This window comes from Streptosporangium sp. NPDC049376, from assembly GCF_044466505.1.
Lineage (GTDB): Bacteria > Actinomycetota > Actinomycetes > Streptosporangiales > Streptosporangiaceae > Streptosporangium.
Genome location: NZ_JBITMT010000004.1, coordinates 131307 through 145008, shown reverse-complemented (window position 1 = coordinate 145008; position 13702 = coordinate 131307). Strand labels below are relative to the sequence as shown.

Sequence of the window (13702 nt, the reverse complement as noted above, 5' to 3'; positions counted from 1 at the left end):
TACCGGCTGCATATGATTCGAGCCGGTTGACTGAGGGACACTGCCTCCCGCCTGTGAGGAAGGGGCACCATGGACCGGCCCACCGCACGTACGTTTCCCATCCACCGACCGGACCCGTACGGCGTCCCCGCGGAACTCGCCGAGCTCCGCGGGGAACCGCCCTGCCGCCTTCACTTCGCCGACGGCGAGGAGCACTGGGTGCTGAGCCGCCATGCCGACGTCCGGGCCGTGCTGGCCGACCCCCGGATCAGCGCCGACGACAGGCTCGCCGGCTTCCCCCAGCTGCTGCCCGGCGCCAAGCCGGGTGAGTTGTCGTTCACCCGGATGGATGACCCCGAGCACGGACGGCTGCGGCGGATGCTCACCTCCGAGTTCAGCGTCCCGCGCGTCGAGACGATGCGGCCGACGATCGAGGGCGTGGTCGACGGCCTGCTCGACGACCTGGAGAAGGGCGGTGGCCCGGCCGACCTGGTCCGGCGCTTCGCCCTGCCGGTGCCGACGCTGGTGATCTGCGGGCTCCTCGGCGTGCCGTACGAGGACCACGCCTTCTTCCAGACCCGTAGCGCGGCCATCCTGTCCTCCAACCCGCCCGAGGTCGCGGGGCCCGCCTTCGCCGAGATCGCCGTCTATCTCGACCGGCTCCTGACCGACAGGGAGCGTGAGCCGAAGGACGACCTGCTCAGCAGGATCGCGGCGCGGGTGAACGCCGGCGAGCTCACCCATGACGAGGCGCTCGGCATGGCGCGGGTGCTCCTGATCGCCGGGCACGAGACCACGGCGAACGCGCTGGCGCTGAGCGTCCTGACCCTGCTCGACCATCCCGGGCAGCTCGCCGAGCTGCGCGCGGACCCGGCTCTCGTCCGTCCCGCGGTGGCTGAGCTGCTGAGGTTCCTGACGATCACGCAGGGGCCCATGGCGCGGATGGCGACGGCGCCGCTGGAGGTGGGCGGGGTGACCGTACAGGCCGGTGAGGGGGTGGTGCTCTCCCTGCTGTCGGCCAACAGGGACGAGCGCGCCTTCCCCGAGCCCGACCGGCTGGACCTGCGGCGTGATCCGAGGTTCCATGTCGCGTTCGGGTTCGGCCCGCACCAGTGTCTCGGCCAGAACCTGGCCAGGGTCGAGCTTGAGGTCGCGATCTCCAGGCTGTTCGCCCGCTTCCCCGGACTCGCTCTGGCCCGTCCGGTCGAGGAGCTCGGTCTGCGTGTCGACTCGGTGATCTACGGCGTGCGCGAGCTGCCCGTCACCTGGTGAAGTCGTGAATGAGCTTCCAGACCTGGGCGGGTGCCTCCTCCTGGGCGAAGTGGCCGACGCCGGGGATCAGCGCGGTGACCGGCCGCAGGACGCCCACCTCCCTGAAGCCCTGGGCGTAGGCGGTGATGTCGCCGCCCTCGCCGTCGCCCCGCAGGTAGAGGAGGGGTGTGCCGACCGGTTCCGCCTCGGCGAGGGCCGCGTTGTCCAGCGCGTCCTGGGGGAAGGCACGGTAGAGGTCGAACCCCGCGGTGAGCGCCGTGTCACGCGCGTAGGCGGCGGCGTGGGCGCGGCGTGACTCCGGGGTGATCCTCGCCGGGTCGACGGAAAGCACGTCGTAGAAGTAGTCGAAGTAGGCGGCCTGGCGTCCCCTGACCAGGGTCTCCGGCAGGGCGGGCACGGCGTGGAAGCCGAAGTGCCAGATGTACGGGTTCGCCAGGACGTCCTTCCAGGGGGCCACGCCGGGGATCACCGTGTTCATGATCACCACACGGGCGGCGCCGTACCGTCGCAGGTAGGCGTAGGCGATCATGCCTCCGGCGTCGTGACCGACCAGTGTGAGGTCGGTGAGGCCGAGGCTCAGGACGAGTTCGTGCACCATCCCCGCCAGGCGGAGTTTGGACCCGCCGGGGGCGGGCCCCGTGGAGTCGCCGATCCCCGGCAGGTCGACGGCCAGGAGCCTGGCGTCCGTCCCCGCCGCCTCCATCACGCCCCGCCAGGTCCGCCATGATTCCGGCCAGCCGTGCAGGAACAGCACCGGCCTGCCCAGGGGGTCGCCCGTCTCGACGACGTGCAGCGGGGATCCGGCGATCGGCACGTGGGTGTGCCGCTCCTCAATAGACATGCTTCATGTCTACCAAACGACATGAAGCATGTCTATCGACTAGGCTGGGCCGCGTGAGTGACTTCGAGCGGGGCACGGGTTTCCTGCTGGCGCGGCTGGGGTCGCTGGCGGCGCGGTCGTGGGCCGCCTTCCTGACGGGCCACGACCTCACCCAGGCCCAGTACGTCGTCCTCGCGACGCTCGGCGCGCAGGGGCCCGTCGGCCAGCGGCGCCTGGCCGAGCTGGTCGCCGTGGACGCCCGCAACATCGTGCCGGTCCTCGACTCCCTGGCCGCCAGGGGGCTCGTCGAGCGCAGGACGCACGAGACCGACCGGCGCCGCCGTACGGTCGCCCTCACCGAGGGCGGGAACGCCCTGCTCGGCACCCTCGCCGTCACGGCGGCGGCCGAGCAGGACCGTTTCCTGCACGCGCTGGACCGGCGCGAGCGCGAGCGGCTCAACCACCTGCTCCGCGCGCTCTACGCCTCGCACGTCCCCGCCCCGGGCTGAGGGAGCCTCAGCCCGCGCTGATGCAGAAGGGGTGCCCTTCGGGGTCGGCCAGGACCGTCCAGCCGTCCCCACCCGGCTGGAAACCGGGCCTCGTCGCGCCGAGCGCGAGCAGTTCCTTCGTCGCGGCCTCCACGTCGGCGACCCTGAAGTCCAGGTGGGCGTGCTTGGCCGCGTCGGGCCACCCCGGGCCCCGGTAGTCCTCGATCCGCTGGAAGGCGAGCTGGATCGGGCCGTCCCCGAGGTAGGCGGTCTCGTCGTCGCTGTAGGTGATCCTCCAGCTGGTGGCCTTGCCGTAGAACTCGGCGAGCGCCCGGGGGTCGGCGCAGTCGATGATGATGGCGGTCGGTCCCGCGAGAGAGGTCATCGTGGCTCCTGTGGTCGTCGTTTACGTAACCAGCTTCCCGCCTACGCCGGTTATGGTCTTGAAGATTCTTGCGGGCCTTTTCTGTCGCACCCGCCGGGTAACGTCCCCCCGTGCTGTCCGCCGTGCCCCTCGCCGTCCGCCCCCACTTCGCCGTGTCCACGGTGACCTGCCGCGCCCACCACACCCGGTGGTCGGAGCCCGATCCCGGCGGGGCACACCGGCTGGTCCTGGTACGGCGCGGCAGGTTCAGGCGGTGGGCCGACGGCGTCGAGGCCGACCTGGACCCGACGATGGCCTACCTCGCGGCGCCGGGTGAGGAGGAGCGGTTCGCCCATCCGGCCGGCGGTGACCTGTGCACCTCCGTGGCCGTCTCCCCGCGTCTGTGGGACGGGCCGTGGACCGGCACGACGGTCTACGTGGACGCCCGGGTCGACCTGGCCCACCGGCGACTGCTCGCCGCGGCGCGCGGCGGCGACGTCGACTACGCGCTCGCCGAGGAGCTGCTCGGGCTGGTCGCCGCGGCCACCGGCCACCGTCAGGGCCGTCCGGCCAACCCCGCCGACCGGGCACTCGTCGCGGCGGCCCGTGAGGCGATCGTCACGGACCACCCCGACGCGGCCGGGCTGTGCCCGCTGGCCGCTCTCCTGGGCGTCTCGCCGTACCGGCTGAGTCGTGTCTTCTCCCAGGAGATGGGCGTCTCACTGACGCGATACCGCAACCGGGTCCGTGTCGGCCGGGTGATCCGGCGCATCGAAAACGGCGAAGGCGGCGAAAACCGCGAAAGCGACGAGGGCGGCGAGGGCACGGCGCATGGCCTCGCCGCCCTCGCCGCCGACCTCGGCTTCGCCGACCAGGCCCACCTGACCAGGACCGTCCGCGAGCACCTTGGTCACACCCCGACCGCGCTGCGCCGCCTGCTCGGACGGCGCGGCCGGGGTCAGACGGCGATCACCAGGTGACCGGGAGCTCGAAGACGCCGTAGTTGATGGCCTCGTCCTTGAAGCGCAGCGCCTCGACCGGTTCGGCGAGCCGCAGGCCGGGGATCCGCGCGAACAGCGTGTCGAAGGCGATCTGCAGCTCCAGGCGCGCCAGGTGCTGACCGAGACACTGGTGACCGCCGAAGCCGAACGCCACGTGGTGGTGGTTGCCGCGGCCGATGTCGAACTCGTCCGGCCTGGCGAACTGGTCCGGGTCCCGGTTGGCCCCGGTGATGAGGGCCAGGGCGCCCTCCCCCGCCCTGATGACGGCGCCGCCGAGTTCGACGTCCTCGGTCGCGACCCGGGAGGTGGCGATCTCGGCGATCGTGAAGTACCGCAGCAGTTCCTCCACGGCCGCCGGGGTCCTCGCCGGGTCGGCGCGGAGCGCGGCGAGCTGGTCGGGGTGTTCGAGCAGCAGCAGGGTGCCGAGCGCGATGATGTTCGCCGGGGTCTCGTGCCCGGCCATCAGCAGCATGAAGGCCATCCCGACGAGGTCCTTGTGCCCGGGGACGCCCGGCTCCCCCGGCCTGGCCGCCAGCCTGCCGATCACGTCGTCGGTCGGGTCGCGTTCCTTGTCGCCGACCAGCGCGTCCAGATAGTCCGTCAACTCGACCATGGCACGCCCGCCCTCCTCGGGCGAGGGCGCGTTCATCACGGTCGAGGAGATCTTGAGGAAGAAGTCACGGTCGGCGTACGGCACGCCGATCAGCTCGCAGATCACCATGAGCGGGACCGGGTCGGCGAAGGCCCGCACCAGGTCGACCGGGCGCGGCCCCTCCAGGATGCGTTCGACGTGCTCCTCGACGATCTCCTGGACACGTGGCCGCAGCCGGCGCAGCCGCTGGACGGTGAACTCCCCGGCCACGGCCCGCCGGGCGATCGTGTGCTCCGGCGCGTCCATGCCGATCAGCGAGGTCGAGAACTCCGGCGCGGGCACCTGGTGCTCGTACAGGACGGGGAAGCCGGGGTGGCGCATGTCCGAGCTGAACCTCGGGTCGGCCAGCATCGCCCTGACGTCCCGGTAGCGGGTGACCGCCCAGGCCAGGGCACCGGTCGGCAGCCTGACCTTGGAGATCGTCGGACGCTCGCGCAGTTCGGCGTAGCCGGGGGGCGGCTCGAACGGGCAGGTGCGCCGCATCGGATAGGACAGCGTCGGATAGGTCGCGTCGGTCATCGGTTCTCTCCTGGAGGGGTGACGGTCGACGGTGTTCACGCTTGGAGCTGCGGCCCCGGGGCCTTCGGCCGCGACAGGCCGGACGTCCCCCGCGTACGGCTCCCGCCCCAGCGGCGCATCGCCGGGATCTCGACCACGGTCCGCAGGACCCAGGCCGCGAGCACGCACAGCAGGTAGGCGCCGACGAGGAAGGCGATCCCGGTCGGGGTGTTCCACTGGGTCCGGGTGTAGTGGTTGGCGTATCCGACCCACTCCCCGGCGAACGCGGCGTGCACCGAGAACAGCACCGGGATGTGCACGATGTAGAACGCGAAGGAGAGGTCGCCGAGCCTGACCATCAGCCTGCTGTTCATCACCCTGGAGCGGCCCGCGAGGTCCGACGTCGCCACCGAGCCGATGAGCAGGGCCATCGGGATGGGGTAGAGCGCGGCGAAGACGAAGTTCTGCGGCAGGAAGTACAGCACGACGTAGACGGCCAGCACGCAGAGCGCCGAGACCACGACCGGGACGCGGACCCAGCGGCCCGTCTGGACGATCCTGCACAGGATCATGCCGAGCACGAACTCAAGCGAGCGGGTGATCGGGAAGAAGTACAGGAACCACTGCTGGGGCCACGAGCCGACCCCGAAGACCTTGCTCGGGCCGTACCCGGCCAGGAACGGTTCGCTCAGCAGTGGCATGGCCAGGGCCAGCAGCCCGACGCCCGCCAACCAGAACCACAGCCTGCCCGGCTTGATCCGGTTGACCAGCGCGTACAGCAGGGGAAAGGCCGCGTAGCACAGCAGCTCGACGGAGAGCGTCCAGGTGGGGCCGTTGAGCTGGTAGTACATCAGGTCCGCGTCCGGCCACCAGTTCTGTACCAGGAACACGTTCGCGACCGCCGGGACGAGCCTGATCGTCTCCCCTGCCGCGACGAAGGTGAGCGCCGAGACGACGAGCACCACCAGGTGGTTGGGGAAGACGCGCAGCAGCCTCCGCCGCCAGAAGCGGCGCGCACCCGGCCTGGCCGACCAGGTCAGCACGAACCCGCTGAGCACGAAGAAGAACGAGACCGCGAGGAAGCCGAGGACCCCGTTGTCGATGAGGGTGTTGTAACCGGCGGCGACGCCCTTGTCGGCGAACACCGAGGCCGCGGCGCCGTGGGCGACGAAGACGAACAGCATGCCGACGGCGCGCAGGCCGGTCAGCGACGAGAGGTTTCCTGGAGTTACTTCCTGCGTGGCGGTCATCGGCGGTCACTCTCCCGAAAGTCGACGGGCCGGGGCGGGCCCCGGTCTCCCGGCGGAGATTTCCTCCCGCTCAAAGGTCGGAACCGACCGCGGTTCCTTGACAGTGCCACAACTTCTCCGGCCCGATTTCTTTGAAAATGCTGTGAAGCCCGAAAAGAACGACGGCGGACGTCAAGAACGCGGCCCCGGCTCCGACATATCCGTGAGGACGGCTCCTCGCGGACGGCCCGGATCGGGGACGGGTGCCGCGACGGGTGTGCCGGGCCACCGAGCGCCCGCACACGGAAAGAGCCGCGAAAGGGCCGCGAAGGAGCCACGGAGAAGGCCATGAGGAGGCGTCACCATGCCGTACCGGATTGGAAGACCTGAGAGAAGTCCCTGCTCAGAGCCCTGCCGTCGGTAACCGGACCTCGCACTCGAAAAACCCCGCCCGGCCGTCGTAACGGCACGGAGAGTTCGCACCAACCGCACACCGGCTCTCCCCCGCCGAACGGGAGGGGGCCTGTTTGGAGTCGCGCCACATGGTCGAGTCGTCGAGCCTGTCAGAACCCCGCCCAACCGGACTTCCGTCTCGTCTTCCCTCACTCACGGGAATGCGATTCGTCGCCGCAACCATGGTCTTCGCCCTGCACGTGATGGTCGAGGGGATTTTCGCCTCCGGCGCCTCTCACCCGATGCTCTTCAAAATGCTCGCCCTCGGCGGAGGAGCGGGTGTCGGTTTCTTCTTCGTGCTCAGTGGATTCGTGCTGACCTGGTCGGCGCGCCCCGACGACACGCCGCGGAGGTTCTGGCGGCGGCGTTTCTTCAAGATATATCCGAACCACGTGCTGACCTTCCTCGCCGCGGTCCTGGTCATCACCCTGCTGGTGGGAAACGCCGTCGGCCTGGCGGACGCCGTACGCAACCTGTTCCTGCTGCAGGCGTTCTTCCCGCAGGCGCGGACCATCACCGGCGTCAACCCGGTGGCGTGGTCGCTCTCCTGTGAGGCGTTCTTCTACCTGTGCTTCCCCTTCCTGCTCGGCCTCGTGCGCAGGATCAGGCCGGAGCGGCTGTGGATGTGGGCCGTCGGCGTGGTGGCGGTGATCTTCCTCGTCCCGCTCGCCTCCGGCCTGCTGCCCGCGCAGCAGCCGTACCCGATCCTCGGGGTGACCGAGTGGGAGACCTGGTTCATCTACCACTTCCCGCCGGTGCGGATGCTGGACTTCGTCTTCGGCATCCTCCTCGCCCAGATGGTGCTGACCGGCAGGAGGATCCCCCTCGGCTACACCGGGTCCGTGCTGCTCAGCGTGGTCGTCTACGCGCTGACCCCGCTGATCCCGCCGACCTACGCCTTCGTCGCGGCGTTGTGCGTCCCGCTCGGGCTGGTCATCGCCAACGGCGCCGTCGCCGACCGCGACGGCAGGCGCACCGGCCTTTCCGGGCGGGTGTGGGTGTGGCTCGGCGAGGTGTCCTTCGCCTTCTACATGTGGCACCGGCTGATCCTGATCACCGGTCACGACCTGCTCGGCGCGGGTGAGGCGTGGCCGACCCCGGTCGCCCTCGCCATCAGCGCGCTGCTGTTCGCCGTGACGCTTCTGGTGTCGTGGCTGACGTTCCGCCTGTTCGAGGGACCCGTCATGCGCCGGTTCGGTACGGCGGGCGGCGCCCGGCGGGCCAGGCCCGGCGGTGGTCAGGTGGGCGCGCCGGTGTGAGACGGCTGTCCGGGCCCCGGTCCGCCCGACACGGCGGACCGGGGACTCGGGGCGTGGTCAGCTCTGCTCACCGCCCGCCCTGCGGAAGAAGACCGCGGCCAGAACGGCGAAGAGACCGAAGATGACGGTGGAGAGCACACCGGCCGCGTTGAGGCCCGCGGTGAAGGCGCCGTGCGCCTGCCGCAGCAGTTCGCCGGCCTGGTCGGCGGGCAGGCTCGCCGCGACGGAGGAGGCCCCCGCGACGGTCTCGCGGGCGGTTTCCGCCGCCGCCGCGGGCACCCCTTCGGGGACGGCCCCGGTCATCTGGTGCTGGTAGACGGCCGCCCCGATCGTGCCGAGCAGGGCCAGACCGAGCGCGCCACCGAGGAAGTTCGCGGTCTCCGACATGGCCGCCGCTGAGCCCGCGCGCTCGGGCGGGACCGAACCGACGACCAGCCCGGTGCCGATCGTGAAGAGCGGCCCGGTGCCCACCGCCAGGATCGCGATGCCGATCACGACCGGCACCGGCCCCCACGTCGAGTTCACCACGATCAGTACGGCGGCGCCGAGCGTGGAGACCGCCAGGCCACCGGCGATGGCGACGCTGGGCTTGAGGGACTTGGTGAAGGCCGGGGTGACCATCGTGCCGACCGCGACCGCGAGGCCCATCGGCGCGAACCACAGGGCCGAGACCAGCGGGGAGTAGCCGAGCACGCTCTGCAGGAACTGGGTGACCAGCAGGCCGACGCCGGCCATCACGATCCCGGCCAGCGAGAGCGCGAGCACGACCAGGGCGAACGAGCGCCGGGTGAACAGGCGCAGGTCGAGCAGGGGGTTCTCCAGGCGGAGCTGGCGGCGGACGAAGACGATCGCGAACACCAGGCCGACCAGGATCGCCACGACGGACACGGTGGCCGTGCCGTTCCCGGTGGCGAGGGTCTTGATCCCGTACACGATCGGCAGGATCGCCAGCATGGACAGCAGGACGCTGGTGAGGTCGAGCCGTCCGGCCTGCGGCGGGCGGAACTCCGGCAGCACCAGCGGCCCGGCGATGAGCACGACCACCATGATCGGCAGGGCCATCAGGAACACCGACCCCCACCAGAAGTGGTCGAGCAGGATGCCGCCGACCACCGGGCCGAGCGCGGCGCCGGTGAAGTTGCAGGTGGCCCACACGGCGATGGCCTTGCCACGCTCCTGGCCGTCGCGGAACATGTTGGTGATCAGGGCCAGGGTGGACGGCATCACCGTCGCGCCCGCGATGCCCAGCACCGTCCTGGCCGCGATCAGCACCGTCGGGTTGGGCGCGTAGGCACTGGCCAGTGAGGCGATCGCGAAGAACACCGCCCCGGTCAGCAGCAACTTGCGCCGCCCGATCCGGTCGCCGAGCGTGCCCATCGTGATCACCAGTCCGGCGACCATGAACCCGTAGGCGTCGGTGATCCACAGCTGTTCGACGCTGTCGGCGCCCAGCTCGGCGGTCAGCCTCGGCAACGCCAGGAACAGCACGTTCATGTCCAGCGCGACCAGCAGCGTGGGCAGCGCCAGCACCGCCAGCCCCATCCAGGTGCGCCTTGTCGCCTTTGGCTCGGTCTCCTCCGTATTACTGACGGACATATTGGGCTCCTCTTCGTGGATGCGTCCCGTTGGTGAGGAGGTGACAGATAGGGTTACCTCTCACTGAGAGGTCGGAACGGGTTCTCAGATCTTGCGCCGGGGAGTCAAGAATTCGACGCCGTCTCCGACCTCACCGTGGAAAGCCGGTACGGGCCGAGAGGAGAACCCCGTGAAGTTCCTGCTGATCATGCACATGAACCCCGAGATCTGGGACTCGCTGACCGAGGAGGAACGCAAGGAGATCATGAACGGCCACCAGCCGTTCATCAAAGCGGTCGAGGAGTCCGGCGAGCTGGTCGGTCACCAGGTGCTCGAAGGCCCCTCGACCAGCGCCGTCGTCCGGGTGAACGGCGGTGTCCCGGTGGTCTCCGACGGCCCCTACCTGGAGACCAAGGAGTACCTCGCGGGCTTCTACATGATCGACTGCGAGAGCAGGGAGCGCGCGTTCGAACTGGCCGCGATGATCCCGGACGCCTCCGTACCCGGCATCGGCATCGAGGTCCGGCCCATCATGTTCTCCGCGGGAAGCCCGGTGTGACACTGGAGGCCGGACAGCCCTGAGGTGAGCGGAGGGGCATGACAGCCGCGAACGGATTCGAGGACTTGCTGCGCTCGCTCGCGCCGCAGGTTCTCGGCACGCTCGCCCGCAGGTACGACGACTTCGGGCTCTGCGAGGACGCCGTCCAGGAGGCGCTGCTGGCCGCGGCGCAGCAGTGGCCGGTCGAAGGGGTCCCCGACAACCCGCGCGGGTGGATGACGACCGTCGCCTCCCGCCGCCTGGTCGACCTGCTCCGCGCCGAGCAGGCCAGGCGCCGCCGCGAGGCCACCGTCGCGGCGCAGCTCCCCGAGGTCGTGCCGGGGCCCGACGAGCACTCGTGGGGTGACCGGGACGACACCCTGACCCTGCTGTTCCTGTGCTGCCACCCCGCGCTGACCCCGGGCTCCCAGGTGGCGCTGACCCTGCGCGCGGTCGGCGGGCTCACCGCCGCGGAGATCGCCCGTGCCTTTCTCGTCCCCGAGGCCACCATGGCGCCCCGCATCAGCCGGGCCAAGCAGCGCATCAGGGCCGCGGGCGCGCGTTTCGAGGAGCCGCCGGAGCACGAGCGGGCCGAACGGCTGCGCGTGGTCCTCCAGGTGCTCTATCTGATCTTCAACGAGGGTTACACCGCCACCTGCGGCCCCGACCTGCACCGGACCGACCTGACCCGCGAGGCCGTACGGCTGACGCGCGCGGTGCTGCGGCGGCTTCCCGAAGACGGGGAGGTGGCCGGGCTGCTGGCGCTCATGCTGCTGACCGAGGCGCGGCGACCCGCGAGGACCGGTGCCGACGGCGCGTTGATTCCCCTGGCCGAGCAGGACAGGTCTCGCTGGGACGCCGCCGCGATCGCGGAGGGCACGGCGCTGGTCACCGGGGCCATGTCGCGCTCCGGTCTGGGCCCGTACCAGCTCCAGGCCGCCATCGCGGCCGTGCACGCCGAGGCGGCCGACCCCGAGGACACCGACTGGACGCAGATCGCGATCCTCTACAAGATCCTCGAACGGCTCACGCCCAACCCGATGGTCACGCTCAACCGGGCCGTCGCCGTCGCCATGACCGAGGGACCGAGGGCCGGTCTGCTGCTCCTTGAGGAGTTGGAGGGCGACGACCGGATGGCCAGGCACCATCGTTTCCGCGCGGTGCGCGCCCACCTGCTGGAGATGGCCGACGACCCGCGCGCGGCCCACGAGGAGTACCTCCTGGCCGCCCGGCACACGGCCAGCATCCCCGAGCAGCGCTACCTGCGCTCGAAGGCCGAACGCCTCGGGGGGCTGACCCCGGGACCCTAGGCCAGGGAGCCGAGGAACCCGCGGACGGCCGCGGTGAAGCCCTCGGGGTCGCCGGCGTAGACGAAGTGGTCGGTGGCCAGTTCGGCGAGGCGGGTGTTCGGACGGCGGTCGATCATGGCCTGGACCTGGTCGGCGGGGATGACGCTGCCCTTCGTGCCCCGGATAACGAGGGCGGGGCAGGTGGTGGCGAGCCAGGCGGCCCAGTGGTCACCCCGGTTGAGCTCCTCGGAGGCGAGCATGTCCTGGGGGTGGAAGGGCAGGCGCCAGGTGCCGTCGGGGTTCTCCCGCAGGGTCTTGGTGAAGTAGGGGGCGGCCTCGCCGAGGGCCTCGACCAGCGCCTCACGGGTGGGCGCCTGGTAAGGCAGGCTTTCCAGGAACGCCAGCGGGTTGGGCTCCCCGTCGATGCCGAGGACGACCGGCGCGTCCGCGTTGACGAGGGCGGTGACCCGCTCGGGGTGACGGGCGGCGAGGTGGTAGGCGTTGATGCCGCCCAGTGAGTGGCCCATCACCGCCACCCGGTCGAGGCCGAGGTGGTCGAGCAGGGCGAGGATGTCGGCGAGGTAGCCCTCGCGGGAGTAGTCGGCGGCCCGGTCGGACTCGCCGTGCCCCCGCTGGTCGGGTGCGATGACCCGCCACTCGGGGGCCAGCCCGGCGGCGACGGCGGCGAAGCTCGTTCCCTCCGACAGGTGCCCGTGCAGGGCGAGCAGCGGACGCCCCGGCCCGCCGAAGTCGACGTAGGACAGGCGGCGGCCCGCGATGTCCAGCTCCGCCCGCACCGGGGCCACCGTCGGCGCGATGACATGGTTCATGGTTCTCTCCTCAACTCGGCTTCCGTACGGCTTCGCGAGCGGGTTCCGGTACGGCCCGCTCTCTCGCCTGTCATGAAGGTACCGGCGATTTGGGCATTTGCGCAATGCATATGCCTAAGGCATTTGCGCAAGAGAGCGTGGCGCCGTGAACAGGGCGAGTAGCATCCCGCTATGGGAAATCGCGAGGACCTGCTCGCCGGGGCGAGGCGCTGCCTGGAGGAGAAGGGGTGGGCGCGAACGACCGTGCGCGACATCGCGGCGGCGGCCGGGGTGAGCATGGCGGCCATCGGCTACCACTTCGGCTCGCGGGAGGCGCTGCTGAACGCGGCGCTCATCCAGGCGATCGACGAGTGGGGCCTGGAGACCGGGCAGACGGCCTCCGCCGTCTACGACGACCTCACCGCGACCCCCGAGGAGCGGTACGAGGCCCTGTGGACACGGCTGTCGAAGTCGTTCGGCACCCACAGGAAACTGTGGGCGGCCAGCGTCGAGGCGCTGGTGCAGGCCGAGCACTCACCGGAGCTGCGGAGGTATCTCGCCGACGGCCAGCGGGAGGGCCGCCGGGGGCTGGCCTCGATCCTGCTGGGAGTGGAGGAGGACACGCTCCAGGAGGGCACGACGCGCACCCTCGGCTCGGTGCAGCTGGCCCTGCTGTCCGGCGTGATGATGCAGTGGCTGGCCGACCCGGAGCAGGCGCCGACCGGAGCCGAGATCCTGGAGGGGCTGCGGACCCTCGTGGGCCTCTTCGAGGCCACCGAGGCCGGGGCCCGGCAGGGGGCTTCCTGAGGGCCGGAGAGCGGCGTGCCGTGCGGTGAAGGTGTGCCCTCAGACTGAACGGGCGGCCCACCGGGCAGGTGGACCGCCTCAGAAAGCGCCCGGGCACGGGACCCGCGAGGGGTCAGCCCATGCTCTTGGCGCCGTCGAGGGACTCGCGGATGATGTCGGCGTGACCCGCGTGCTGGGAGGTCTCGGCGATGAGGTGGAGCAGGACCCGGCGCACCGACCTGCGCGCGTTCGGCGGGAACCACGGGGCCTGCGGCAGGGGATACGAGACGTCCAGGTCGAGTGTCGCGACCAGCTCGTCGGTCGTGCGGGCGACCTCCTCGTAGGCGGCGAGCAGGCTTTCGAGCGTCTCGCCGTCGAGCATGCGGAACTGGCCGGTCCAGTCGGTCTCGTTCATCGTCATCGCCTCGGGGTCACCGGTCGCGAAGCGCATCCAGCGGGCCTCGACGTTCGCCACGTGCTTGATGAGCCCGCCCAGGCACAACTCGCTCACGGTGGTGCGCGTCGCGGCCTGCTCGTCGGTGAGACCGGCGACCGTGCCCCGCAGGAAGGCCCGGTGCACGCTCAGCGTCTCCAGCAGGTCGGCGCGCTCACCGGTGAGGGTGTCGTTGTGGATCGTCACGGCGTGGGCCCTTCGAGTCGTCCAGCGGGGCCCGGCGGGAACCCTGCTCC

The 13702-nt window shown here is 70.9% G+C and carries 14 protein-coding genes; 7 read left to right on the top strand and 7 right to left on the bottom strand.

Going from position 1 to position 13702, the window contains the following annotated elements; all coding sequences use genetic code 11:
* Positions 1-69: 69 nt before the first annotated feature.
* Positions 70-1251: a cytochrome P450 gene (locus ACIBVQ_RS13590; RefSeq protein ID WP_352014219.1), complete on the top strand. Its 1182-nt coding sequence runs from the start codon at positions 70-72 to the stop codon at positions 1249-1251.
* Here the strand turns inward: ACIBVQ_RS13590 and ACIBVQ_RS13585 are convergent.
* Positions 1241-2092 carry an alpha/beta fold hydrolase gene (locus tag ACIBVQ_RS13585; protein ID WP_399177621.1) on the bottom strand — a complete coding sequence of 284 codons (852 nt, stop codon included), beginning with the start codon at positions 2090-2092 and terminating at the stop codon, positions 1241-1243. The genes ACIBVQ_RS13590 and ACIBVQ_RS13585 overlap by 11 nt on opposite strands.
* A gap of 53 nt (positions 2093-2145) precedes the next feature.
* On the opposite strand from ACIBVQ_RS13585, the gene ACIBVQ_RS13580 reads away from it, so the two are divergent.
* Entirely contained in the window at positions 2146-2580 is a 435-nt protein-coding gene (locus ACIBVQ_RS13580) for a MarR family winged helix-turn-helix transcriptional regulator (RefSeq protein WP_399177619.1), read from the top strand.
* 7 nt (positions 2581-2587) lie between these two features.
* On the opposite strand, the gene ACIBVQ_RS13575 is transcribed toward ACIBVQ_RS13580, so the two are convergent.
* A complete protein-coding gene (locus tag ACIBVQ_RS13575) occupies positions 2588-2944 on the bottom strand; it encodes a VOC family protein (protein WP_399177617.1) in 357 nt (118 codons plus the stop codon).
* Positions 2945-3054: 110 nt separating this feature from the next.
* On the opposite strand from ACIBVQ_RS13575, the gene ACIBVQ_RS13570 reads away from it, so the two are divergent.
* Positions 3055-3903, top strand: a complete 849-nt coding sequence (locus tag ACIBVQ_RS13570) for an AraC family transcriptional regulator (protein ID WP_399177615.1) — start codon at positions 3055-3057, stop codon at positions 3901-3903.
* Here ACIBVQ_RS13570 and ACIBVQ_RS13565 read toward each other — a convergent pair.
* A complete protein-coding gene (locus ACIBVQ_RS13565; protein WP_362779369.1) occupies positions 3893-5095 on the bottom strand; it encodes a cytochrome P450 in 1203 nt (400 codons plus the stop codon). The genes ACIBVQ_RS13570 and ACIBVQ_RS13565 overlap by 11 nt on opposite strands.
* A 35-nt stretch (positions 5096-5130) precedes the next feature.
* Positions 5131-6324: an acyltransferase gene (locus tag ACIBVQ_RS13560; protein ID WP_362779366.1), complete on the bottom strand. Its 1194-nt coding sequence runs from the start codon at positions 6322-6324 to the stop codon at positions 5131-5133.
* A gap of 593 nt (positions 6325-6917) precedes the next feature.
* Here ACIBVQ_RS13560 and ACIBVQ_RS13555 point away from each other — a divergent pair.
* Complete coding sequence (locus ACIBVQ_RS13555; RefSeq protein ID WP_352014226.1) at positions 6918-8015, top strand: acyltransferase; 1098 nt, start codon at positions 6918-6920, stop codon at positions 8013-8015.
* 57 nt (positions 8016-8072) lie between these two features.
* On the opposite strand, the gene ACIBVQ_RS13550 is transcribed toward ACIBVQ_RS13555, so the two are convergent.
* Positions 8073-9611 carry an MFS transporter gene (locus tag ACIBVQ_RS13550; protein WP_362779360.1) on the bottom strand — a complete coding sequence of 513 codons (1539 nt, stop codon included), beginning with the start codon at positions 9609-9611 and terminating at the stop codon, positions 8073-8075.
* Positions 9612-9780: 169 nt separating this feature from the next.
* Between ACIBVQ_RS13550 and ACIBVQ_RS13545 the strand changes: the two genes are divergently transcribed.
* Both ACIBVQ_RS13545 and ACIBVQ_RS13540 read left to right on the top strand, forming a co-directional pair.
* Positions 9781-10149, top strand: a complete 369-nt coding sequence (locus tag ACIBVQ_RS13545) for a YciI family protein (RefSeq protein WP_352014228.1) — start codon at positions 9781-9783, stop codon at positions 10147-10149.
* A gap of 38 nt (positions 10150-10187) precedes the next feature.
* Positions 10188-11438, top strand: coding sequence for an RNA polymerase sigma factor (locus ACIBVQ_RS13540; RefSeq protein ID WP_386195754.1), 1251 nt, complete (start codon positions 10188-10190; stop codon positions 11436-11438).
* On the opposite strand, the gene ACIBVQ_RS13535 is transcribed toward ACIBVQ_RS13540, so the two are convergent.
* Positions 11435-12247: an alpha/beta fold hydrolase gene (locus ACIBVQ_RS13535; protein ID WP_399177611.1), complete on the bottom strand. Its 813-nt coding sequence runs from the start codon at positions 12245-12247 to the stop codon at positions 11435-11437. The two genes, ACIBVQ_RS13540 and ACIBVQ_RS13535, sit on opposite strands and share 4 nt — an antisense overlap.
* A gap of 171 nt (positions 12248-12418) precedes the next feature.
* Between ACIBVQ_RS13535 and ACIBVQ_RS13530 the strand changes: the two genes are divergently transcribed.
* Positions 12419-13033, top strand: coding sequence for a TetR/AcrR family transcriptional regulator (locus ACIBVQ_RS13530; RefSeq protein ID WP_399177609.1), 615 nt, complete (start codon positions 12419-12421; stop codon positions 13031-13033).
* Positions 13034-13145: 112 nt separating this feature from the next.
* On the opposite strand, the gene ACIBVQ_RS13525 is transcribed toward ACIBVQ_RS13530, so the two are convergent.
* Positions 13146-13652, bottom strand: coding sequence for a DinB family protein (locus ACIBVQ_RS13525; RefSeq protein ID WP_399177607.1), 507 nt, complete (start codon positions 13650-13652; stop codon positions 13146-13148).
* Positions 13653-13702 lie beyond the last annotated feature (50 nt).